The sequence below is a fragment of the Deferribacter abyssi genome (assembly GCF_049472655.1).
GTDB lineage: Bacteria > Chrysiogenota > Deferribacteres > Deferribacterales > Deferribacteraceae > Deferribacter > Deferribacter abyssi.
Genome location: NZ_JAQNCS010000007.1, coordinates 20,305 through 40,365, shown reverse-complemented (window position 1 = coordinate 40,365; position 20,061 = coordinate 20,305). Strand labels below are relative to the sequence as shown.

Sequence of the window (20,061 nt, the reverse complement as noted above, 5' to 3'; positions counted from 1 at the left end):
TAATTAATAACACACTATTTTTAGGATGCTATTAAAAACATTATAGTATTAAGAAACTGCACTGAATATTTGTAAATAATTTTTTAGTAGTTGACTTTTTGGAATCAAGATTTTTTATTGACAAGCTTAATTAAATTAAGTAAAACTAAACAAAATAAAATAGGTTTTAACGGTGTGTCATGGAAGAGTTTGATATTAATATTGGTGAAAGAATTAGAAAATTAAGAACAGAACGCGGTATGACATTACAAGATGTAGCAAATTTTACAGGTTTTTCAAAAGCTCTTATATCACAAATTGAAAATAATGTAGTTACTCCTCCCATTTCTACATTAGCAAAAATTGCAAAAGTATTAAATGTAAAAATGACATATTTTTTTGATGAGGAAATAAATTATAAAGATTACTACATTGTTAAAAAGAAAGAGCGCAAGTTTGTATTTAGAGAAGGAGCTAAACATGGATATCTCTATGAGGAGCTTGCTCATATTAAAAATAATGATATTTTCGAAACATTTGTGGTTACTATAAAGCCGGGAGATTCTCATAAGAAGCTTTTTAGTCATGAAGGTTATGAGTTTATGTTTATTTTAGATGGTAAGATAAAGTTGTATCTTAATAATGATATTATTGAGCTTGAAGAAGGGGATTCCATTGCTTTTAGCTCTAAAATACCACATTATGCAGAAAGTATAAATAAAGGCTCATCAAAGATTTTGAGTGTTAGGATGAAAAAACTAGATGTGCAGAAAATGCGGAATTTACAGAGGTAGTTACAAGTTTATAAATTAGTCAAATAAATATCTTTATATTTTTTATATCTTAATGCATAGTTGGCGATACCTTTGATTTCTTCTTCAGAGAGTTCTTTTACAACTTTTCCCGGAGATCCCTTAATTAAAACATTTGGAGGAAAATTTTTGTTGGGTGGTATAAGAGTTCCTGCAGCTACGATAGTGTTTTCACTTATAATGCTGTTATCCATTATGATTGCGCCAATTCCTATTAGACAGTTGTTTTTAATGGTACAACCGTGCAATGTGACATTGTGACCAACAGTTACATAATCACCAAGAATAGTAGGAAATTTGTTCAGTGTGACATGAATAACAGAGTTGTCCTGAATATTTGAACATTTACCTATCTTTATGTAGTTTACATCTGCTCTAATTGTCACATGAAACCATATACTTGATTCATCTCCAATATTTACATCACCAATAACTGTAGCATTATGAGCAATAAAAACGTTTTTACCAAGAACAGGTTTTAATTTAAGTCTTTTTTTAATTTTTTCCATTTAACACCTTTCAAGTTTTAAAATATATTTATTACCAAATTGAGTATTCTCAAGTATTAAATCTATATTATTTTTTACTGCTAATTGCTTTGATAAAAAAAGCTTGTATTCAGGTTCATTAGTATTTATATCACATGGTTTTATTGTAAAATAATTTTTAACCTTATCAAGATTAAATGGTTTTCCTGTATCAGATAATTCTATAATCAGAAAATCTGAGTTACTCTCAATCTTAAGTTCAATAACTCCTTTTTCTGTACTTATAACAGAAGCTAAAGCAGTATTTAACAAAATGTTATTAACAATTTTTTCATCATAAAAGACTTTTGGAAAGGTATCTGGTAAATTATAATTAAAAACTATTTTCATATTATTTTTTATTAATCCTTTTATTGTGGATATTAGCGACTCTACGATATACTTACATGAACCACATTTTTTTTCGCTTTCAATATCTCCATTTGATTGTTTTGTCATATCGATTATGTTTGACAACATAAGATTTAGACGTTTTGCAGATTCATCTATTAGTTTTAAGGAGTTTATAATATCTTCCTTTGTAAGACTTTCGTAATCATTTATTAGTAAAGTAGTAAAACCAATAATTGAGTTTAATGGAGTTTTTAACTCGTGATTCATATTTATAAGGATATTATTATGATAATTTGTGAGATTTTCATATTCTTTTTTTGATTTTAATAGTTGCAAATTTAAAGCTTGTAGTTCTTCGTTAGACGTTTTTAATTCATTGGTGGTTTTATTTAAATCTTTGATTTTGTTTTTAAGCTCCTGTTCTGTTTTTTTTATCTTTTTGGTTATAAAAAATGTCATTATAAATAAATAAGATGTTATAATTATATCTGGAATAAAATTAATATTTTTTAATTTTAAAATAAAATAAACAAAAATAACAAAAATTGTTGATATAATGCTTAAAATAGGAATCATTTTATTTAACTAACCTCTTGACTTTTTATTATAAATTTAATATATAATTGAAAAAATAAGAAAAGGCAAGGTGATAAAATGAGTTACGGTGCAAAATTAAGAGAAATAAGAAAGAGATTGGGTATGACTTTGGAAGATGTATCTCAAAAGACCGGGTTTACAAAAAGCTTTATAAGTCAGATTGAAAATGGTAAAAACTCACCATCTATTGCTTCATTGAAAAAAATATGCTTTGCTTTAGGTATTACAATAAGTGAATTGTTTGAAGATGAGAGAAATGTTGTTTATAAATTTAGTTACGATGATTATAAAGTTTTACATAATAAAAATATAGATATTTATTTCCTTGCAAATAAGTTAGTTAATAGAAAGTTGGAACCTTTAATTTTAGAAATAGGTCCAAACTCAGAGACAGGTTCAAACTTTTACAATCATGTGGGAGAAGAATTTGGGTATGTCTTAGAGGGTGAGGTTACTGTTGTTATTGGTAATACTGAATATGTTTTGCATGAAGGTGAATCGATTTACTTTAGTTCAAATTTACCTCATAAGATTAAAAATAAAACAAATAAACACGCCAAAGCTTTTTGGGTAGGTACTCCACCTTCTTTTTAAATTGCTATATAAACTGCTTGACTAAGGGGTTATTTTTTGTTATTAGTCTCACTTGCTTGTTTAGAAAAAAGATGAGGTGAAGGATGGCACATACATTATCAGCAAAGAAAAGAATTAGGCAGAATGAAAAAAGAAGGCTAAGAAACAAATCTTACAAATCTATGATGAAGACTTTTACTAAAAAATTTCTTGCAGCTGTAGAAGCAGGGGATTATGAAGAGGCTGAAAAGCGTTTTAATGAAGTGGTAAAAGTTATTTATAAAGTAAAATCAAAGGGTGTTATTCATAAAAATCAAGCGGCAAGAAGAGTTTCTAGACTTGCAAAAAGGTTGCAATCTCTAAAAGATAGTGTAGCCTAACTTGTAGTTAGAGAGACACTAACTATTTCATAGTCAGTCAAAAGTGGTAAAATAGATTGTGATTATTTATAGTTTTTTGGAGATTAAAGTTGAAACAAGTAAAAAGCGGCATTTAGCCGCTTTTTTTATATAAGTTTGTTTAGCTCTGATTCTATTATTTTCTTATATTCTAACATTTTTTCTTTGGTAGTTGCTTCGAACCTCATCACTAATACGGGTTGTGTGTTGCTGGCTCTTAAAAGCCCCCATCCTTCATCAAATATTACTCTTATTCCATCAATATCAATAATTTTCTTGATATTATATTTCCCTTCATTTTCGTATTTTTTAAACAGCTCTGTAAGTTTGTTTACTATTTCAAATTTTTTTTCTTCAGGACAATCAAATCTTATTTCAGGAGTATTATATACTTTTGGTATATCTTTTAACAAATCTGAGCAGACTTTTATTTTGTTGTCTAACAATCTGTTAACGTATGCTTCTAGAAATCGTAAGGAAGCATAAATAGCATCGTCATATCCGAAATATTTATCGTTAAAGAAGATATGACCACTCATTTCGCCAGCCAATTCAGCGTTGGTTTCTTTTAATTTATTTTTGATTAAAGAATGCCCTGTTTTCCACATAATTGGTTCAATACCTATTTTTTCAAGATAATCAAATAATACTTGAGAAGCTTTTACATCTGCAATAACTTTTGGTTTTGTGTAGTGTTTTTTTAATTCGTTTGCATATACAATCAAAAGCATATCACCCCATATTATATTCCCCTGTTCATCTACTACACCAATTCTGTCTGCATCACCATCATATCCAACTCCAAAATCAGCTTTTTCTTTTTTTACTATGTTAATAAGATCAACAAGATTTTTTTCTACTGTTGGGTCTGGATGATGGTTCGGAAATGTTCCATCCTCTTCACAGTAAAGCTCTACAGTATCTACACCTAAATCTTTAAATATTTTAGGAGCAACTTTAGAGGCTACACCGTTTCCTGAGTCTATAACAACTTTTATTTTCTTTTGAAGCTTTGTGATTTTTTCTTTTAATTTTGAAAAATGGTTTTTTATCCACTCAATATAAGCGGAAACAATATCATATGAAGAAAGGTTCCCTTTGTTTGTAGATGTTCTATATCCGAATTTAATTATATCTTCGTAAATAGATATTATTTGTTCAGAATGATAAGTTTCTTTACCTACACCAAATTTCATTCCATTATATTCTGGTGGATTATGACTTCCAGTAATCATAATAAATCCATCTGTATTCAAATGAAATGCACTAAAGTAGGTAACTGGGGTTGGACATTTTCCAAGATCAATAACGTCTATGCCTGCGTCAAGCAATCCTTCTTTTGCTCCTTCAAAAAGATCGTCAGATGATAGTCTGACATCTCTTCCTATAGAAACAGTTGGGTTTTCTTTATTGACTTTGTCTATTAACTGATATGCGAAAGCGTTAGTAATTTGCTTGATTATTTCTTTGTTGAAGTTGTTTGGATAAATACCTCTGATATCGTATTGACGAAAGATTTTTTTATCAATCATTTTCACCTCCTTAATCAATTACATTATATAACTTATTAAAAATACAAATATTTATCAAGTAAAATTAAGTTTGTAATGGTGTAATGTTTACAAAAAATATATTTTTTGATATACTAATTTTATGAAAAAAATAGCAGTATTTTTAAATAAATTTGAAGACTGTAAAAAAATTGTTAAAAAATTCTGTGAAGATGAATTTTTTGAGTTTGTTGATATTGATAATATCGATAAACTTAGTAATGTTGATCATAGCTGGGTAATGATTTTGATTGATGAATATGATGAAAACTTAGCTCATTTAAAAGTTAAGGTACCATTAGTTTTGGTTGGTGATACACCAAAATCTGTTAATACAATTTACTGTTATCATTTATCACAAAACTTTAATAATATATGTTTACGAGGATTAGTAGATACAATTTATCATGGTGGATTTTTGGATACATTAAACAATTCTTTTAGACCAACATATATTAAAAAAGAGTGTGTTATACATAATGATATTTTTAATATAGATAAGATTGTATATAACTTGACTAGGGAGTTAGTGTTTTTTTTTAAAATATCAGATATTCAGAAGTTAAGAATAGGTGTTTCAGAAATGCTTACAAATGCTATTGAACATGGGAATCTTGAGATAAGTGGGGATAAGAAATTTATAGAAACTGAGAATGGTACTTATTTAGAATTTCTGAAACAAAGATTAATAGATGGAAAGTATAAGGATAGATTTGTTAATTTGATATTAGAAGTAAACACTGAGGTTTTCAAAGTTGAAATAGAAGATATGGGAAAAGGTTTTGATACAAAATCCGTTGTAAATAAATTTGATGATGAAAACTTGTTAAAATTACATGGACGAGGGATATTAATTACAAAGATGTATTTTGATGAAGTTGTATATAACGAGAAAGGGAATAAAGTAACACTCATTAAAAGGATAAAATAATGATTACAATACTTGGAAGTAGAGGTACAATTCCTGTATCGGGGTATGAGTATGTAAAATATGGTGGTTGTACACCATCTTTATTAGCAAGGATGGATGATGTTGCTATTATTTTTGATGCTGGTACAGGTATTTACAAAATTAATACTATAAGAAGTTTTAAAAAAATCCATATTTTTTTGTCTCATCTTCATTGGGATCATATTATGGGACTACCCATATTTTCTTATTTTTATAGAGAGAATATAGATATTTTTATATACGTTGATGATAAAAATGATCTGGATACATCTAATTTTATAAGATATTTATTTAAGGAGCCTTTTTTTCCTGTATCTCATGAAAAATTGAGTTGTAATTTATCGATAATAAAAATTGATTATGATAGTAAGTATTTATTTGGAGACTATGAAATTATTCCTTTTCCAGGTTGTCATCCAAATGGAGCAAGTATGTTTTTGATATATAATTCAAAGATCAAGTGTCTTTATGCTACAGATTTTGAGCATGGTTCTGATAAGGATGATATTTTAGTTGAAGCTGCGAAAGGTGTAGACTATTTAATTTACGATACTACTTATACTCCAGATGATTTTTTAGGAGTGAGGGATGGTATAAATAAAAAAGGATGGGGACATTCCACATTTGAATATGGGGTTAAGTTTGCAAAGAAAAGTAAATCTAAGAACCTGATATTATTTCATCATAATCCAGATTATGTAGACTGTTTTATTGATGAAATAGTAATAATGGCTAAAAAACAATTTTCACAAACAATAGCTTCTTATGATGGCATGGTGCTTCAATAATTTTCTTTTTGGTGTTACCCCTTTTTTTTTTGTTGCTAGTCTGATTTATGGTTATATTTCAAATAGTTATACGGTATTGTTTGTGGAAAAACAATTTCAAGCAAGTTAGTACATAAAATGGGGTGACTTCGTTTATTTATAAGCTACTGATATCAATAAATTAATTGAGATTATTTTTTGCATTAATAAATCTTTTAGAAAAGTAGATGCCCTAAAGGGCACCTACTAAAATTATTAATTTTTAATTCCTGCAATTTCTTCGAGCATATCAGTTGTAACAGATTTTGGTCTTTCGATTGGATAGCCAAGAGCTCTATCCCATGTGATGTTAGCAAGTACGCCAAGAGCTCTACCAATACCGAACAATACCGTATAAAAATCATACTCTCTAACACCATAGTACCATTGAATAACTCCAGAGTGAGCATCAACATTTGGCCATGGGTTTTTAGCTTTACCGTGCTTTTCAAGAACACCAGGTACTACTTCATAAAGCATGCTAACGATTTGGAATAACTCATCATCTGGTAAATGTTTGAGTGCAAATTCTCTCTGAGCTGTATATCTAGGGTCTGTTTTTCTAAGAACAGCATGACCGTAGCCAGGAATAACCTGACCACTATTGAGAGTATCCCAACAGAATTTTTCTAGATCTTCTTTGGTAGGCATCTTATCACCATATCTTGCACGAAGATCTTGTATCCACTTGAGAACTTCTTGGTTAGCAAGACCGTGTAATGGACCAGCAAGACCATTTAGCCCTGCAGATAGAGAATAATAAGCATCAGATAAAGCTGATGCAACAAGGTGTGTTGTATGAGCTGAAACATTACCACTTTCATGGTCAGAGTGTAGGATGAAATACATTCTCATAACATCATCATATGGTTTGTCTATTCCCATCATATGAGCGAAATCACCACCAAAATCCAGTTCTGGATTTGATGGAATTGGTGTGTCACCTTTGTACTTCATTCTGTAGATGTAAGCACCGATTTCTGGTAATTTTGCAAGAAGGTCCATTACATCTTCGTACATATATTCCCAATAATTAAATTTATTCATTTTACCTTCAGCATAAGCTTTTGCAAACTTTGACTCTCTTTGTAGAGAAAGAATAGCAGCAGAGAACATTGTCATTGGATGAGTGTCTCTAGGCATAGTCCTAAGAAGATCAAATACATATTGAGGGACCTGTTTTCTTGCTTTAAACTCATCAATTACTTCTTGAACTTCTTCTTCTGTTGGAATTTCACCAGTTAAGAGGAGATAAAAATGACCTTCAACATAAGGCATTTCACAACCTGCTGGTTTTGGAAGTTTTTCCATTACTTCAGGAATAGTATATCCGCGAAATCTAATTCCTTCATATGGATCAAGATAAGAGATATCAGTAACAAGACATTTGATTCCTCTCATTCCACCAATAACTTGAGAAATAGTAACATCACATACTTTTGTGTCACCAAATTCTTTTACAAGTCTAGTAGTTCTAGGTCTGTGCTCTTCAATCTTCTTGGCTAGTTTTTCTTTAAGTTTACTCATAAGTACCTCCTCAGGTTTAATCATCGTTTATTATAAAACGCTTTTTATTTTTACCACTCTTTATAGATAATGTCAATATAAAAATTGTATACAATATGCAATACATGATGAAATGGTCAAAACAAAACAACTGATATATCAATAGGATATAGTTTATGTATAGATAATATCTATAGCTGTTATTTTATTATCTAACTTTAAAATAATATTTGACTATTGGCAAAGTATTAAATATTACAAGCTAATGCTTGGTTATAATTTAATTATAATAAGTGCACTTTTCCATTCATTATGGAATATTTTACTTAAAAAGTCTAATAATAAATTTTTTTTTAATTTTTATATGCACTTAGCAAATTTATTTATTTTTTCATTTGCTTATTTTATTTTTTTTAGACGTTATTTATATATAGATAAACTTACGATATTCAAGGCATTTGTTGCATCAACATTTTTTACATTTTATCACCTTTTTTTATCTTCGGCGTACAGTTATGGTGATATAAGTAAATTATACCCTATAACTGCTATTTCTCCTTTATTTGTAACATTGTGGGCTGTTTTATTTTTGAAAGAGAAAATTAATATTGTTTCTTTTATCGGAATTATTTTTATAGTTTTCGGGGTTGCTGTAATTGGTAATGTCAAAAATATTAGAATATCAAAGGATAAAGGAGTATTTTATGCTATTTTAGCAGCTTTTGCTTATTCTTTAGGAGCAATTGTTGATAAACTAGGTGTAGGTAGTGGGAATTTTGTTTTATATGTTTATTCTCTTACATTTTTTATGACACTATACATGTTTATCTTTAATTATAGAGTTGTAAAAGGAAAATTTGTGGGTTATTTCAGAATCAATGTTCGGAAAATTTTTCTAGGGGGAGGGGTACTTTTTTTCTCATTTCTAACTTATAGATATGGGTTAAAAATGGTAAATGTTTCCTATGCTATAGTCCTTAGACAGGTCAATATAATTTTTGGTGTGTTTTTAGGATGTGTACTTTTTAGAGAAAAAATCACCATAAACAATATAATTGGTACTATATTTATAATCGTTGGAGTATCTATTTTAAGATATTATGTATGATTGGCATAGATATTGCTTATGAAAAAACACAGGTAGTGGAACAACCACGCCAACAATGGAATTAATTTTGCCGGTGGGAGGCCGGCCTCCTTAATTTTGCGATAATTAAGAAATTGATTGTACAATATCTTAATCTTTGAAATAATAAAACGGAGAATTTTTATTATTGTTAAAATAGTAACAGTTCCTAAGCTTTCTTTAATCATTGTAAAATTCGTTTAAGAAAGAATGATCTGTTAGCCCTAATATTTCTCTGTGTTTTTTTAGTTCGTCTAAATATTTATGGAATATGCTATTAAGGTTTATTATTTTTTTGTTGCATATAGAAATTTGTTTATCTAATCTTGGTATTAAAGCTTTGAGGATTTTTTTCTTTTTATATTTTGCTGTTTGTAGTTTTAATTCAGTTTTTTTTCTGATATTTTTTAACCTAATTAATTTATGCTTTTCAGCTAATAACATTTTATGTGCTATTTCAACTTTTTTTGAATAATTAAGATATGTTTCTAGCTTTAATCCATTGATTTCGTGTTTAAGCTGTGATAAATCAAGCATAAATTTAGTTTATCAAAAGAAGGAATAAAGTTCAAGTGAAGTTAGATAGACTATATGAAATATTATTTCATAATTATGGTGATTTAAAGTGGTGGCCTGCTGAAACTCCTTTTGAGGTGGCAGTAGGTGCTATATTAACACAAAATACGAATTGGAATAATGTAGAAAAAGCAATAGAGAATTTAAAAAAAACTGATTTGTTAACTCCTTATGGGATTTATAGAAGTGATGAAAATATGCTAAAAAAATTGATAAGATCAGCAGGCTTTTACAATCAAAAGTGTGAAAGACTAAAAATTTTAAGTGAGTATATAATTAAAGACCTCAAAGGTAATATTGTTAATCTAAAAAAATATGATTTAAAACAAGCTAGAGAAAGATTACTTGCTTTAAAAGGAATAGGCAAAGAAACTGCAGATTCTATTTTACTTTATGCCCTTGATTTTAAAGTGTTTGTTGTGGACACATATACATTAAATTTTTTTGAAAGGTTAAAAATTGGGAAATTTTCAAGCTATGATGAATGTCAAAATTATGTTCATGAATGTTTTAGTGGCGATATAAAAGCTTATAAAAATTTTCATGCTTTAATTGTTGAACATTGTAAGAACTTTTGCAAAAAACATCCAAAATGCATAGATTGCTTTTTGAATTCAAAATTTTGTTTTTGGGTTGAGAAATTTAATGTTAATGTTAAATTTAATAGGTGAGATGGCTGGGTGGTCGCTCCACTTATGTAGTGGAGAGGAAAGTCCGGACACCACAGGGCAGGGTAGTCGGTAACGCCGACCTGTCGTGAGGCAGGGAAAGTGCCACAGAAAAAAGACCGCCAGTACCTAACAATATGTTTGGGTATCTGGTAAGGGTGAAAAGGTGGGGTAAGAGCCCACCGCTCCAACTGGTGACAGATGGAGGCATGGCAAACCCTACCCGGTGCAAGGCTAAATAGGTGAGCGTTTGAGGGTGGCCCGCCTGATGCTCACGGGTAAGCCGCTAGAGCCTATTGGTAACAATAGGCCCAGATAAATGACCACCATCCGCTTTTTGCGGATACAGAATCCGGCTTACAGGCCATCTCACCTTAATTTTTTAGAAAGAATGAGTACTGCTAGAACATAGTTATTACTAGGGTTATATTTTCGTAAAACATAAAAATTATTGAATGTAGCCCAATAGCTGCTGTCTACCTTGATGATTTTAACTTTATAATTTGATTTTACTTTTAACGGAAAGCGGACTCCCTTTTGTTTTAATATTTTGATAGTTATCCATTTATTAAGTATCGATTTATTGACATTTTTAACTTTAATCGCTGTTGGTTTTTTATAATTCCATCCAAACCTATGTAAATAATTGGCTACACTAGCTATAGCATCAGGTATTTCGTTTATAATATCAATTTTATTGTTTTTGTTAAAATCAATTCCGTATTTTATAATATTTGATGGCATAAATTGAGGAATTCCTATGGCGCCAGCATAAGAAGATAATATTGATTCAACACGTAACTTATTTTTAAAACAGAAATTTAAAAAACTACCCAGTTCATAAGTGAAATAAGGTGCTCTTTTTTTGTATTTTAAGGAAAGAGTGTATAATACATTGAGAGCTTTATGATTGAAAGTATGCTTTCCATAGAAGGATTCTATACCAATTATTGCTGATATAATACTTTTTTCAACCTTGAAGTTTTTTTCACTTTTTATTAACCAATAACGGTGTTTTTTTAGAAACTTTTTGCCTTCAATTATTCTTTTTTTTGTTACAAGTAGGTTTTTATATTTATTAAATGGTAGCTTTTCTTTTGGTTTATTTATGAGTAATAAACTTTTGTTATCTAGACTTGCTTTTTTAAGACTATTTATTATATAATTCTCTGGTATGTCGAATTTGTTTTTGATGTTGATAACAATATTATCAGCCATAAGGTTAGTTGAGCAGAATAGAAAAATAATAAACATATAAAACATAATGCATATGATAAACTAATTAGAAATTTATGCAATGAAATCTTATGGTATTTGATCGTTATTTATAGTCTTTTTAAATGTATGATTTAAAAGGATGTAATGCTGGTATGTTTGTGAGAAAGATTTTTTTCATCAAAGTTGTTAAAGAAAGGTCTACTAAGATAATGGATAACTGCATTGATGCTGTAAAACATAAGATTATATAAAGTTTAATGAAGCTAATTAATAAGGAGTATTATGAAAAAGGTAGAGATAGTTGATGAGTTAGAAGAGTTATCAGTGAAAATTGAGAAAAAGTACTATAGAGGCGGTAGTTTTAGCCCTTTTAGGTATTATAAGTATAAAGATGGTAGAAATGTTCCTGTTTATTTTATAGGTACTCCAGGGTTAGCTGTTGCTTTTAGTGCTACGCTAGTTACTGCTTTACTTTTTGTTTTGATAACATTACCTTTTAGTTTATATTACTGGATACCTTTTGTTATTTTTGTTGCTTTTATAATGCGTCTTTCAGTGAAAATTGATAAAGCAAGACAGATAAGAGGTTTTTGTGCAAATATTGTTTTGAGAGCTTTAAAATATATTAAAGCATATAACGAGAAAGGTGATAAGGAATATTTAGATTCAGCTTTAAGTCTTTTGAAAGAGGCAAATAAGTATGTAGATGATAAAAATATAGAAATCCAACTATCGCATATTTATAAAGTGGTGAAAAATACAGAAAAGTAAGAGGCTTAAGCCTCTTACTTGTGACATTTATTACAAGATTTTCCTTTAGGAACTTTTTTCGCTTTATGGCATGGCCAGCAGAATTCTTTGTGAACTTTGTTAGCAGTGCCTTTTACAACACCAGCAGCAAGTTTTTTTCCTGTTTTTGCACTTTTTAAATCTTTTCCACCATCTGCAGTAAGGTGACATTCTGTACATTCATTTTTTGATTGATGGAGCCAGTGAGGGAATTTAACTGCTTTTTTTGTGGTTTTTGGAACATTGAAAGATTTTGATAAGTCAATAACTTCTGGACCTTGTCCAGCAATAACTACAACAGCAAACATGAGAATAGCTAATACTACAAATCCTTTTTTCATATAAAAACACCTCCATGAAGTTTTAAAGAATTTTAGCTTATTTTATTGTTAATGTCAATGTGTTATGAGATTTTGTAGTCTACACGTTTTTTTTTATGAAAGGGTGACTTTAGTGTTTTCAATGTTGATTTTGTTTTGAGGATAATCTAAGATTTTTATGAGGTTATTATGAGTATGGGTGAGGAATATTATAAAGTATTACTACCTGTTCCTAAAAACGGAATTTTGACGTATAAAAGTAAAATATCTATTCCTAAAGGTGTAAGGGTTAAGATTAGTTTACGTAATAGAGTGGAATATGGAATTGTTTTGGAGAAGGATATCCCAAGTGAAAATATTAAGTATAAAGATATATTAGAAATTTTAGATAGTGATTTTAAAGTACACAATAATTTTATTAAGCTAGTATTTTCTATTGCGAAATATTATTGTAATGATGTAGGTGTTGTTTTAAATAGTTTAATTTCTAAGAAAATTTTTTTTTCTAATATAGTTATCAATGATAAGAAAAAGCCTATTAATAAAAAAACTTTTGTTCTAAATAAAAAGCAGCAGAGAATTTACAATGATATAGTTGGTAAAACAGACAAGTTTGATGTTCATTATATTCACGGTGTAACTGGAAGTGGAAAAACAGAAATTTATATCAAGTTGATCGAAAAGACAATATCTGAAGGGAGACAGGCTCTATATCTATTACCGGAAATAGCTCTTACGTCCCAACTTACAAAACGTATTAGCGAAAGGCTTGGTTTTAAGGTTGATGTTTATCATAGTAAATTAGCTAATAAAAAGAGACAAGAAGTTTTTTGGAGATTTGCTTTAGGTTTTTCAAATGTTCTCATTGGTACTAGAAGTGCTCTTTTTGTTCCAGCGGGTAATATAGGGCTTATTATTGTGGATGAAGAACACGAAAATACTTTAAAACAAGATGAGTCTCCGTATATACATTTAAGAGATATGGCTATACTTTATGCAAAATATTTGAACGTTCCTATAATTTTGGGTTCTGCAACTCCTTCTGTTGAATCCTTTTATAATTGCAGAACTGGTAAATATAATTATTTCTATCTTGGAGAAAGATATAATAATAGCTTTGAGCCTTCAATTGAGATTGTAAAATTGAATAAGGATGAGATGATTGGAAATGTTCTCTCTTTGAGACTTTGTGATGAGATTGGAGAACGGCTTAAGAAAAATGAGCAAATTATACTTTTTTTAAATAAAAAGGGTTATGCTCATAATATGGTTTGTGATTATTGTGGTGCGAATGTTATGTGTCCTAATTGCACTGTTGGTCTTACATTTTATCAAAGACAAGGAAAGTTTGTCTGTCATTATTGTGGAGAATTTTTTAAGAAATATATTTGTCCTTTTTGTGGTTCAGATTCTTTATATGAATACAGTTATGGTATTGAGCATGTTCAGAAAGTAGTAGAAGAGCTTTTTAATGTTCCAGTTTTAAAACTTGATACCAGTGAAATCACGTCGCATACTGCTCTTGAGAGAAAGTTGAAATTATTTGAAAACAAAAATTATCAAATTTTACTTGGTACACAGATTATTGCCAAGGGATTCAATTTTCAGGATGTTACGTTGGTGGGAATTGTGGATGTTGATAGATTGTTGGCTATGCCTGATTTTAGGAGTTTTGAGCGATGTTACCAGCTAGTGCATCAGGTTGGGGGAAGGGCTGGTAGGTTTGAAAAGCCAGGAAAAATTCTGATACAAACTTTCGATAATGAGAACCCTTTTTTTAAGTTTCTAACAAATCATGATACCTTTTATAATTATGAGTTATCAAAAAGAGAAATGTATGGATATCCTCCTTTTAGGAAATTATGTAGAATTTTATTTGAGCATTCCAATGAAGAAAGGTGTGAAATAACAGCATTTGAAGTGGTTAACACAATAAATAAAGAGTTTAATTTACAGGTGCTAGGACCTGCAAAAGCACCAATTTTTAAAATAAGAAATAAATTCAGATATCAATGTCTTATTAAGTCGAACACCTTAAAAGAACTACATAATGTATGTAAAGTAGCCTTAGAAAAATTCCAATCTTTAAAAAAAGGAAATATTTTGATGAAAATAGATATTGATCCTTACAATTTTATGTAAGTAAGAGTCTGACACTTTTGTGCCAGACTCTTAAGTTATAATTTTATTTAACTTCCCAAAATCTCATAGTTCCGTTTTGCTGAAGGCTGATATGCATTTTAAAGCATTCGTCTAATAAATGTGGTTCGTGAACAAAACCTGTTTGTTTTTCTGCTCTTTCAAGATAATCGAGAAGGTAATCTTTATAAGCAGGATGAGCACATTTGTTAATAATTTCACGTGCTCTATCTTTTGGTGCAAGTCCTCTTAGGTCTGCGAGCCCTTGTTCTGTAACCAAAACATCAATATCATGCTCAGTATGGTCAATGTGTGATGCTTTTGGCACTACTGTTGAGATTCCGAACTCATCAGTTTTGGTAGCACGACATGAAGGTGCGTGCATAATTGATAAATAAGAGTTCCTTTCAAAATCGCCGGAGCCACCCAATCCATTAATCATTCTAACACCTGCAACACATTCTGAGTTTGCATGGGCATAAATATCAAACTCAACAGGTGTATTCATACCAATACAACCTAATCTTCTTATAAGCTCAGGGTTGTTTGAGATTTGCTGAGGTCTTAATACTATTTTGGATTTATATTCTTCAAACTTATTGAAGAATCTTTTGAATCCATCATTTGATAAAGATAATGATGTGGCAGATGCAAAACTAAGTTTTCCTGTATCAAAAAGATCTAACATTGTATCTTGGAGAACTTCAGTCCATACCATAAGATTTTCAAAATCACCATCCACAAAACCACCTACAATAGCATTAGCAATATTACCAACACCTGATTGTAGTGGAAGGAGATTTTTTGGAAGTCTTCCCATTTTAACTTCATGTTTGAAAAACTCCATTATGTGGCCTGCAATTGTTTTAGAAAGCTCATCCGGTGGTGTAAGTGCACGACCGTTATCAGGCATTTTTGATTCGACAATTGCTACAATTTTGTCATGATCACATGGAACATAAGTGTAACCAATTCTATCGTTAACTTTTGTTATAAGGTAAGGTTTTCTGTATGGCGGTAAATCTGTGGAAAGGATATCATGCATCCCTTCAAAACTAGGAACACCTGTGTTGATTTCTACGATTATTTTATCTGCGATATCAATTATTTCTGGTGCTGAACCAACAGATCCAGCAAGTACAATTCCACCGTCCTCTGTTATTGCAGATGCCTCAATTAACGCGAAGTCAAGTTTTCCACCTTTGTCTTTTGTATAAAAGCCATACTTCAAGTCTTGAGCAAACATTGAGAGGTGTTTTGATCCAAAACGGATTTTTCCAGTGTTAATTGCTTTTTGAATATTTTTACCAGTTTGATAAGGCCATCTTCTGTCAATCATGTCTAATTGAGCCCATCTGTCTTCAGTTTCTATTCCAACAGATGCGCCAATAAAAAGGTTAAATTTCCATTTTCCTTGAAGTCCATTTTGCTCTACATAATCGGCGAGAGCAATTGGCACCACTTTAGGATAGCCAACTGGAGTGAAACCTGACCATCCAAGATCAAGTACTTGTTCTCCTGCACCTGCTTCTTTGAAAAACTTAATAGTATCCTCTGGTTTCATAACTCTTGAAAGAAGACTTTTTTTGCGTATACGTTTTTCTAGTTCAGACATACCGTTCCTCCTTTTACCCTTTTCTAGGGTTTTTTGTTTATTTCAAAAGCTTTCATTGCATCTTTTAAGCTTGGGATAGTATCTCTAACTTTCTTTATTTTTGATAAATCTATTACGACAGTTGTACTTAATGACTTATCATCTGCAGTAAAAATCTCATTACCCCATGGATCTACAATTAGGGAGTATCCACAGGTAATTTCTTTTTTCTTTGTATTGATTCTACTTGCATTACACCCAATTACAAATGCTTGGTTTTCAATTGCTCTTGCCTTGATTAGAGTGAGCCAGTGATTTTTTTTATCTGCCGGCCATATCGCAGGTATGAAAAAAAGCTCTGCTCCTTTGTATGTTGATAATCTAAAAAGCTCAGGGAATCTAATTTCATAGCAGGTATGAAGTCCTACCTTTATTCCTTTATTTTCAAATAAAGTTATACTATCACCTTTTTGAAAATAATTATCCTCTCTTAATGGTGAGAAAAGGAAATTTTTTCTATATTTAGTAACTATTTTAGAACTATTAAATACAAAAATTGTATTATACACTTTGGGATTAGCAGGTTCGGGTAAAGATGAAATAATCATTGTATCATCATGAAGAAGGTTTTGTAACTCATTTATGATGCTATAAGTGTATTCTGAAAATTTAAGAATATTTTCATAATCAAAACCTGTTAACCACATTTCAGGTAAAATTATAAAGTCTGGAGATTCTTTTAGTAAAGATGATATTTCATTGAAAAATAAAGCTTTATTATGATCAATATCTCCAAGTTTTACATAATTTTGAATTAAACCTATTTTCATAAGCATCCCTAATTGTATACAAAATTAGAACAATATTTCTAAAAAGTCAAGCATTAAAATCAATTAGAAGTGCATAAAATTTTCTATTTATTAAACTAATAGTTTGTGTTAATAATATTTATAAGTTAGTGTGTTGTATTATTTGTTAAATTTATGAGTGGGGGTGTTTGGATGGAAAGAAAATTGAATGAAGTTTTATTGATAATAAAACAGGGTGATATTACGAAAGAGAAGGTTGATGCGATTGTAAATGCAGCAAACACTGCACTAAAGATGGGTGGAGGAGTTGCAGGAGCAATTAGAAAAGCAGGAGGAGAAGAAATACAAGTAGAGTGTGATAATATAGGTTATTGCCCTCTTGGTGATGCAGTTGTTACTAGCGGCGGTAAGTTGTATGCAAGATATGTTGTTCATACGGTGGGGCCTAGGTATGGAATTGATATTGAACCGGAGAAAAATCTTTATAATGCAGTATATAATTCTTTGAAAAAGGGGGATGGAAAGGGAGTTTCATCAATTGCGTTGCCTGCAATATCAACGGGAATATTCGGTTATCCTCTAGATGAAGCAGCTGAAATCATTTTGAAAGCTATTAAAGATTTTTGTGAAAAAGATGCTAAAAATATAAGACTTATTGTTCTATGTCTTTTTTCAGATAGGGATTTAAATGTGTTTAAAGCAAAATGTAAGGAAATTTGTTGGTAATGATGCTTTATAAAATTTTATTTGTAGTTACACTTATAATAATTTCCTTTTATTCAGTTAAATATTCTAAAAAGGTTAAATCAAAAAATGATTTTTCACTTGGTGGACGCTCATTTGGTAGTATTGATGTTTCGGCGTTAATAATAGGAACTCTTGTGGGAGGAGCTTCCACTGTAGGTACTGTACAAATGGCTTTTGTTTATGGAGTTCCGGCATGTTTGTTTACGTTAGGTAGTGGGATTGCATGTTTGTTATTAGGGTTGTTTTTTTCAAAGCCTCTTAGAGAAAGTGATGTCGTTACTGTTTCTGAATATATTGGAAGGTATTTTGGTAGTGATTTAAGAAAATATACAAGTTTTTTGAGTTCTTTTGGTATGTTTATACATATAGTTGCTCAATTTCTTGCTGCTGGGGCAATAGTTTCGGCGGTTTTTGGTTTTTCATTTAGGTTAAGTTTGTTTATTACTTTTGTATTATTAATAATAATGATAGTGAGTGGTGGGATTGTAAGTTCTGCTGCTATTGGAAGGTTTAAAATAATTATACTGTATTCGATGATGGTTCTTTCGTTTTTAATTGTTTTGTTTAAAAGTAATTTTTTTAAATCAGTTCTTGATGGGTTGCCATCGGGAAGGCATTGGTTTTGGTTTCAAGATTATGGATATAAGAGAGGTGTGGTGGATTTATTATCTATGATTATTGGTGTGATATCAACACAAACATACCTTCAAGCAATTTTTTCGGCAAGAAGTGTAAAAGAAGCACGAAGAGGTGCTTTTATTAGTGCAATTTTAATTCCTCCTATAGGACTTATTGGTGTTGCTATAGGATTGTATCTTAGAGTTTATCACCCTGAGGTGGGTAGTTTAAGTGCTAAAGCTCTACCTTATTTTGTAGAAGTTTATTTTCCGAATTTTATTGCAGCGGTGTTAAATGCTTCACTGCTTATTATAGTTTTAGGTACAGCTGCTGGTTTAACGCTTGGTGTTTCAACGAATATGTTTAATGATTTGGTAAAGAAGATGGATTCTCTTGTTGGTATGAGGTTGGCTACACTTTTTGTTATTGGTTGTGCTTTTATGATTGTATTGTTTGGAGCTGGTTCCAAAATATTGGATTGGAGTTTTTTGTCCATGGGGTTTAGAGGGTTTACGGTTTTTTTACCTTTAGTGTATATTCTTTTTATTAGAAAAAAAGTTGAGAATAGGTGGATAAAATTTATTAAAATTATGGTTTATGTACTCCCTGTGATTTATGTGATTTTTAAAATTTTGTAATATTTTTGTTAGTAGATAAATTATATAGTTAGCGAATAACATAATTGAATAATTGGTTTGAATAAGTTTTTGATAACTGATTTTTTAGTTTTATTATAACTATTCTTCTTGTAGCTCTTTTAATATTTTAATTTTTTTACCATCAATGAGTATGATTTGTTCATCTTGAAGTTTCTTTAATAATCTTGAAAAAGTTTCTGCTCTAATGCCCAGCATAAGTGCTATGTCACCTTTTGGAGCAGGAAGTATAATGGTATCGGTTTTTTTGTGTTTGCTTAAAGTGTAAATGTAATTTAAAAACCGTTTTTTGACATCTTCAAGCGTAAAATTTTCAATTTTGTTTAGAAGTTCTTTTATTCTTTTTGCTAAAGCACCAATCAGTTTCATCGAAAAGTCAGGGTTTTCTTTTAGTTGATTGAATAATTTTTCTGCATTTATAGCAAGTACCGTGGAATCTTCTAGTGCTTCAGCTGTTACAGGATATGTTTTTTTTAAATATAAAAGAATTTCAGCGAAAATGTCACCAGGTTTGACAAAATGAATTATGATTGTTTTACCTTCTTTGTTGGTTTTATAAAGTTTAATAGCTCCAGAAACTAAAAAAAATACATTTGAACCTTTTTCATCCTCCATGAAGAGTATTTCTTTTTTTGAGATATTTTTAATAGATGAAATTTGAGAGAGTTTTTCTATTATCTCATCGTCTGTTGAGGAGAGAAAGATGTTTTTAAAAAAGCGCAATGCATCTTTTTTGTTCATAATACA

The 20,061-nt window shown here is 30.1% G+C and carries 22 protein-coding genes and 1 other RNA gene; 13 read left to right on the top strand and 10 right to left on the bottom strand.

The window, feature by feature from the left end; genetic code table 11:
• Positions 1-179 precede the first annotated feature (179 nt).
• The gene (locus OWK30_RS05340; protein ID WP_423324307.1) at positions 180-773 is read left to right on the top strand and encodes a helix-turn-helix domain-containing protein; all 594 of its coding nucleotides are present in this window, start codon (positions 180-182) and stop codon (positions 771-773) included.
• 8 nt (positions 774-781) lie between these two features.
• On the opposite strand, the gene OWK30_RS05335 is transcribed toward OWK30_RS05340, so the two are convergent.
• Both OWK30_RS05335 and OWK30_RS05330 read right to left on the bottom strand, forming a co-directional pair.
• On the bottom strand, positions 782-1,300 hold the full coding sequence (locus OWK30_RS05335) for a gamma carbonic anhydrase family protein (RefSeq protein ID WP_423324305.1): 519 nt from the start codon (positions 1,298-1,300) through the stop codon (positions 782-784).
• The gene (locus OWK30_RS05330) at positions 1,301-2,248 is read right to left on the bottom strand and encodes a histidine kinase dimerization/phospho-acceptor domain-containing protein (RefSeq protein ID WP_423324303.1); all 948 of its coding nucleotides are present in this window, start codon (positions 2,246-2,248) and stop codon (positions 1,301-1,303) included.
• A 78-nt stretch (positions 2,249-2,326) separates the two neighbouring features.
• Here OWK30_RS05330 and OWK30_RS05325 point away from each other — a divergent pair, with 78 nt between their 5' ends.
• A complete protein-coding gene (locus OWK30_RS05325; protein WP_423324301.1) occupies positions 2,327-2,863 on the top strand; it encodes a helix-turn-helix domain-containing protein in 537 nt (178 codons plus the stop codon).
• An 83-nt stretch (positions 2,864-2,946) separates the two neighbouring features.
• Entirely contained in the window at positions 2,947-3,222 is a 276-nt protein-coding gene (gene rpsT, locus OWK30_RS05320; protein ID WP_423324299.1) for a 30S ribosomal protein S20, read from the top strand.
• 125 nt (positions 3,223-3,347) lie between these two features.
• Here rpsT and OWK30_RS05315 read toward each other — a convergent pair whose 3' ends face one another.
• A complete protein-coding gene (locus OWK30_RS05315) occupies positions 3,348-4,772 on the bottom strand; it encodes a phosphomannomutase/phosphoglucomutase (protein ID WP_423324297.1) in 1,425 nt (474 codons plus the stop codon).
• A 121-nt stretch (positions 4,773-4,893) separates the two neighbouring features.
• Between OWK30_RS05315 and OWK30_RS05310 the strand changes: the two genes are divergently transcribed.
• Together OWK30_RS05310 and OWK30_RS05305 are read left to right on the top strand one after the other, a co-directional pair.
• Positions 4,894-5,721, top strand: coding sequence for an ATP-binding protein (locus tag OWK30_RS05310; protein ID WP_423324295.1), 828 nt, complete (start codon positions 4,894-4,896; stop codon positions 5,719-5,721).
• Positions 5,721-6,530: an MBL fold metallo-hydrolase gene (locus tag OWK30_RS05305; RefSeq protein ID WP_423324293.1), complete on the top strand. Its 810-nt coding sequence runs from the start codon at positions 5,721-5,723 to the stop codon at positions 6,528-6,530. Before OWK30_RS05310 ends, OWK30_RS05305 begins: the two co-directional genes overlap by 1 nt.
• 234 nt (positions 6,531-6,764) lie before the next feature.
• Here OWK30_RS05305 and OWK30_RS05300 read toward each other — a convergent pair whose 3' ends face one another.
• Positions 6,765-8,075: a citrate (Si)-synthase gene (locus tag OWK30_RS05300; protein ID WP_423324291.1), complete on the bottom strand. Its 1,311-nt coding sequence runs from the start codon at positions 8,073-8,075 to the stop codon at positions 6,765-6,767.
• Between the two features lie 244 nt (positions 8,076-8,319).
• On the opposite strand from OWK30_RS05300, the gene OWK30_RS05295 reads away from it, so the two are divergent.
• Complete coding sequence (locus OWK30_RS05295) at positions 8,320-9,162, top strand: EamA family transporter (protein WP_423324289.1); 843 nt, start codon at positions 8,320-8,322, stop codon at positions 9,160-9,162.
• Between the two features lie 198 nt (positions 9,163-9,360).
• Here the strand turns inward: OWK30_RS05295 and OWK30_RS05290 are convergent, their stop codons facing one another.
• On the bottom strand, positions 9,361-9,717 hold the full coding sequence (locus tag OWK30_RS05290; protein ID WP_423324287.1) for a hypothetical protein: 357 nt from the start codon (positions 9,715-9,717) through the stop codon (positions 9,361-9,363).
• Between the two features lie 35 nt (positions 9,718-9,752).
• On the opposite strand from OWK30_RS05290, the gene OWK30_RS05285 reads away from it, so the two are divergent.
• On the top strand, positions 9,753-10,427 hold the full coding sequence (locus OWK30_RS05285) for an endonuclease III domain-containing protein (RefSeq protein ID WP_423324285.1): 675 nt from the start codon (positions 9,753-9,755) through the stop codon (positions 10,425-10,427).
• Positions 10,425-10,800: RNase P RNA component class A (rnpB, locus tag OWK30_RS05280), an RNA gene on the top strand. The genes OWK30_RS05285 and rnpB overlap by 3 nt, the downstream gene beginning before the upstream one ends.
• On the opposite strand, the gene OWK30_RS05275 is transcribed toward rnpB, so the two are convergent.
• Positions 10,794-11,687: a lytic murein transglycosylase gene (locus OWK30_RS05275; RefSeq protein ID WP_423324283.1), complete on the bottom strand. Its 894-nt coding sequence runs from the start codon at positions 11,685-11,687 to the stop codon at positions 10,794-10,796. The two genes, rnpB and OWK30_RS05275, sit on opposite strands and share 7 nt — an antisense overlap.
• Positions 11,688-11,764: 77 nt before the next feature.
• On the opposite strand from OWK30_RS05275, the gene OWK30_RS05270 reads away from it, so the two are divergent.
• A complete protein-coding gene (locus OWK30_RS05270; RefSeq protein WP_423324281.1) occupies positions 11,765-11,893 on the top strand; it encodes a hypothetical protein in 129 nt (42 codons plus the stop codon).
• Positions 11,894-11,924: 31 nt separating this feature from the next.
• Positions 11,925-12,413 carry a hypothetical protein gene (locus tag OWK30_RS05265; RefSeq protein WP_423324279.1) on the top strand — a complete coding sequence of 163 codons (489 nt, stop codon included), beginning with the start codon at positions 11,925-11,927 and terminating at the stop codon, positions 12,411-12,413.
• Between the two features lie 14 nt (positions 12,414-12,427).
• On the opposite strand, the gene OWK30_RS05260 is transcribed toward OWK30_RS05265, so the two are convergent.
• Entirely contained in the window at positions 12,428-12,772 is a 345-nt protein-coding gene (locus tag OWK30_RS05260; protein WP_423324277.1) for a cytochrome c3 family protein, read from the bottom strand.
• 168 nt (positions 12,773-12,940) lie between these two features.
• Between OWK30_RS05260 and priA the strand changes: the two genes are divergently transcribed.
• A complete protein-coding gene (priA, locus tag OWK30_RS05255; RefSeq protein WP_423324275.1) occupies positions 12,941-14,893 on the top strand; it encodes a replication restart helicase PriA in 1,953 nt (650 codons plus the stop codon).
• Positions 14,894-14,936: 43 nt separating this feature from the next.
• Here priA and OWK30_RS05250 read toward each other — a convergent pair whose 3' ends face one another.
• Positions 14,937-16,505, bottom strand: coding sequence for an acetyl-CoA hydrolase/transferase C-terminal domain-containing protein (locus OWK30_RS05250; RefSeq protein ID WP_423324273.1), 1,569 nt, complete (start codon positions 16,503-16,505; stop codon positions 14,937-14,939).
• 23 nt (positions 16,506-16,528) lie between these two features.
• Positions 16,529-17,314 (bottom strand): nitrilase-related carbon-nitrogen hydrolase, encoded by a 786-nt coding sequence (locus tag OWK30_RS05245; RefSeq protein WP_423324271.1) that lies wholly within the window; start codon positions 17,312-17,314, stop codon positions 16,529-16,531.
• Between the two features lie 171 nt (positions 17,315-17,485).
• On the opposite strand from OWK30_RS05245, the gene OWK30_RS05240 reads away from it, so the two are divergent.
• Together OWK30_RS05240 and OWK30_RS05235 are read left to right on the top strand one after the other, a co-directional pair.
• Positions 17,486-18,019: a macro domain-containing protein gene (locus OWK30_RS05240; protein WP_423324269.1), complete on the top strand. Its 534-nt coding sequence runs from the start codon at positions 17,486-17,488 to the stop codon at positions 18,017-18,019.
• Positions 18,020-18,021: 2 nt separating this feature from the next.
• The gene (locus tag OWK30_RS05235) at positions 18,022-19,296 is read left to right on the top strand and encodes a sodium:solute symporter family protein (RefSeq protein WP_423324267.1); all 1,275 of its coding nucleotides are present in this window, start codon (positions 18,022-18,024) and stop codon (positions 19,294-19,296) included.
• 99 nt (positions 19,297-19,395) lie between these two features.
• On the opposite strand, the gene OWK30_RS05230 is transcribed toward OWK30_RS05235, so the two are convergent.
• The gene (locus OWK30_RS05230) at positions 19,396-20,055 is read right to left on the bottom strand and encodes a Crp/Fnr family transcriptional regulator (RefSeq protein ID WP_423324265.1); all 660 of its coding nucleotides are present in this window, start codon (positions 20,053-20,055) and stop codon (positions 19,396-19,398) included.
• Positions 20,056-20,061 lie beyond the last annotated feature (6 nt).

What these genes read in the sequence shown, in the direction of transcription:
- priA (WP_423324275.1), top strand. Translation starts at nt 12,941, where the DNA reads ATGAGTATGGGTGAGGAATATTATAAAGTATTACTACCTGTTCCTAAA.
- OWK30_RS05260 (WP_423324277.1), bottom strand. Translation starts at nt 12,772, where the DNA reads ATGAAAAAAGGATTTGTAGTATTAGCTATTCTCATGTTTGCTGTTGTA.
- OWK30_RS05335 (WP_423324305.1), bottom strand. Translation starts at nt 1,300, where the DNA reads ATGGAAAAAATTAAAAAAAGACTTAAATTAAAACCTGTTCTTGGTAAA.
- OWK30_RS05275 (WP_423324283.1), bottom strand. Translation starts at nt 11,687, where the DNA reads ATGTTTTATATGTTTATTATTTTTCTATTCTGCTCAACTAACCTTATG.
- OWK30_RS05305 (WP_423324293.1), top strand. Translation starts at nt 5,721, where the DNA reads ATGATTACAATACTTGGAAGTAGAGGTACAATTCCTGTATCGGGGTAT.
- OWK30_RS05235 (WP_423324267.1), top strand. Translation starts at nt 18,022, where the DNA reads ATGCTTTATAAAATTTTATTTGTAGTTACACTTATAATAATTTCCTTT.
- OWK30_RS05330 (WP_423324303.1), bottom strand. Translation starts at nt 2,248, where the DNA reads ATGATTCCTATTTTAAGCATTATATCAACAATTTTTGTTATTTTTGTT.
- OWK30_RS05325 (WP_423324301.1), top strand. Translation starts at nt 2,327, where the DNA reads ATGAGTTACGGTGCAAAATTAAGAGAAATAAGAAAGAGATTGGGTATG.
- OWK30_RS05340 (WP_423324307.1), top strand. Translation starts at nt 180, where the DNA reads ATGGAAGAGTTTGATATTAATATTGGTGAAAGAATTAGAAAATTAAGA.
- OWK30_RS05270 (WP_423324281.1), top strand. Translation starts at nt 11,765, where the DNA reads ATGTATGATTTAAAAGGATGTAATGCTGGTATGTTTGTGAGAAAGATT.
- OWK30_RS05250 (WP_423324273.1), bottom strand. Translation starts at nt 16,505, where the DNA reads ATGTCTGAACTAGAAAAACGTATACGCAAAAAAAGTCTTCTTTCAAGA.
- OWK30_RS05310 (WP_423324295.1), top strand. Translation starts at nt 4,894, where the DNA reads ATGAAAAAAATAGCAGTATTTTTAAATAAATTTGAAGACTGTAAAAAA.
- OWK30_RS05265 (WP_423324279.1), top strand. Translation starts at nt 11,925, where the DNA reads ATGAAAAAGGTAGAGATAGTTGATGAGTTAGAAGAGTTATCAGTGAAA.
- OWK30_RS05315 (WP_423324297.1), bottom strand. Translation starts at nt 4,772, where the DNA reads ATGATTGATAAAAAAATCTTTCGTCAATACGATATCAGAGGTATTTAT.
- OWK30_RS05300 (WP_423324291.1), bottom strand. Translation starts at nt 8,075, where the DNA reads ATGAGTAAACTTAAAGAAAAACTAGCCAAGAAGATTGAAGAGCACAGA.
- OWK30_RS05245 (WP_423324271.1), bottom strand. Translation starts at nt 17,314, where the DNA reads ATGAAAATAGGTTTAATTCAAAATTATGTAAAACTTGGAGATATTGAT.
- OWK30_RS05295 (WP_423324289.1), top strand. Translation starts at nt 8,320, where the DNA reads ATGCTTGGTTATAATTTAATTATAATAAGTGCACTTTTCCATTCATTA.
- rpsT (WP_423324299.1), top strand. Translation starts at nt 2,947, where the DNA reads ATGGCACATACATTATCAGCAAAGAAAAGAATTAGGCAGAATGAAAAA.
- OWK30_RS05290 (WP_423324287.1), bottom strand. Translation starts at nt 9,717, where the DNA reads ATGCTTGATTTATCACAGCTTAAACACGAAATCAATGGATTAAAGCTA.
- OWK30_RS05230 (WP_423324265.1), bottom strand. Translation starts at nt 20,055, where the DNA reads ATGAACAAAAAAGATGCATTGCGCTTTTTTAAAAACATCTTTCTCTCC.
- OWK30_RS05240 (WP_423324269.1), top strand. Translation starts at nt 17,486, where the DNA reads ATGGAAAGAAAATTGAATGAAGTTTTATTGATAATAAAACAGGGTGAT.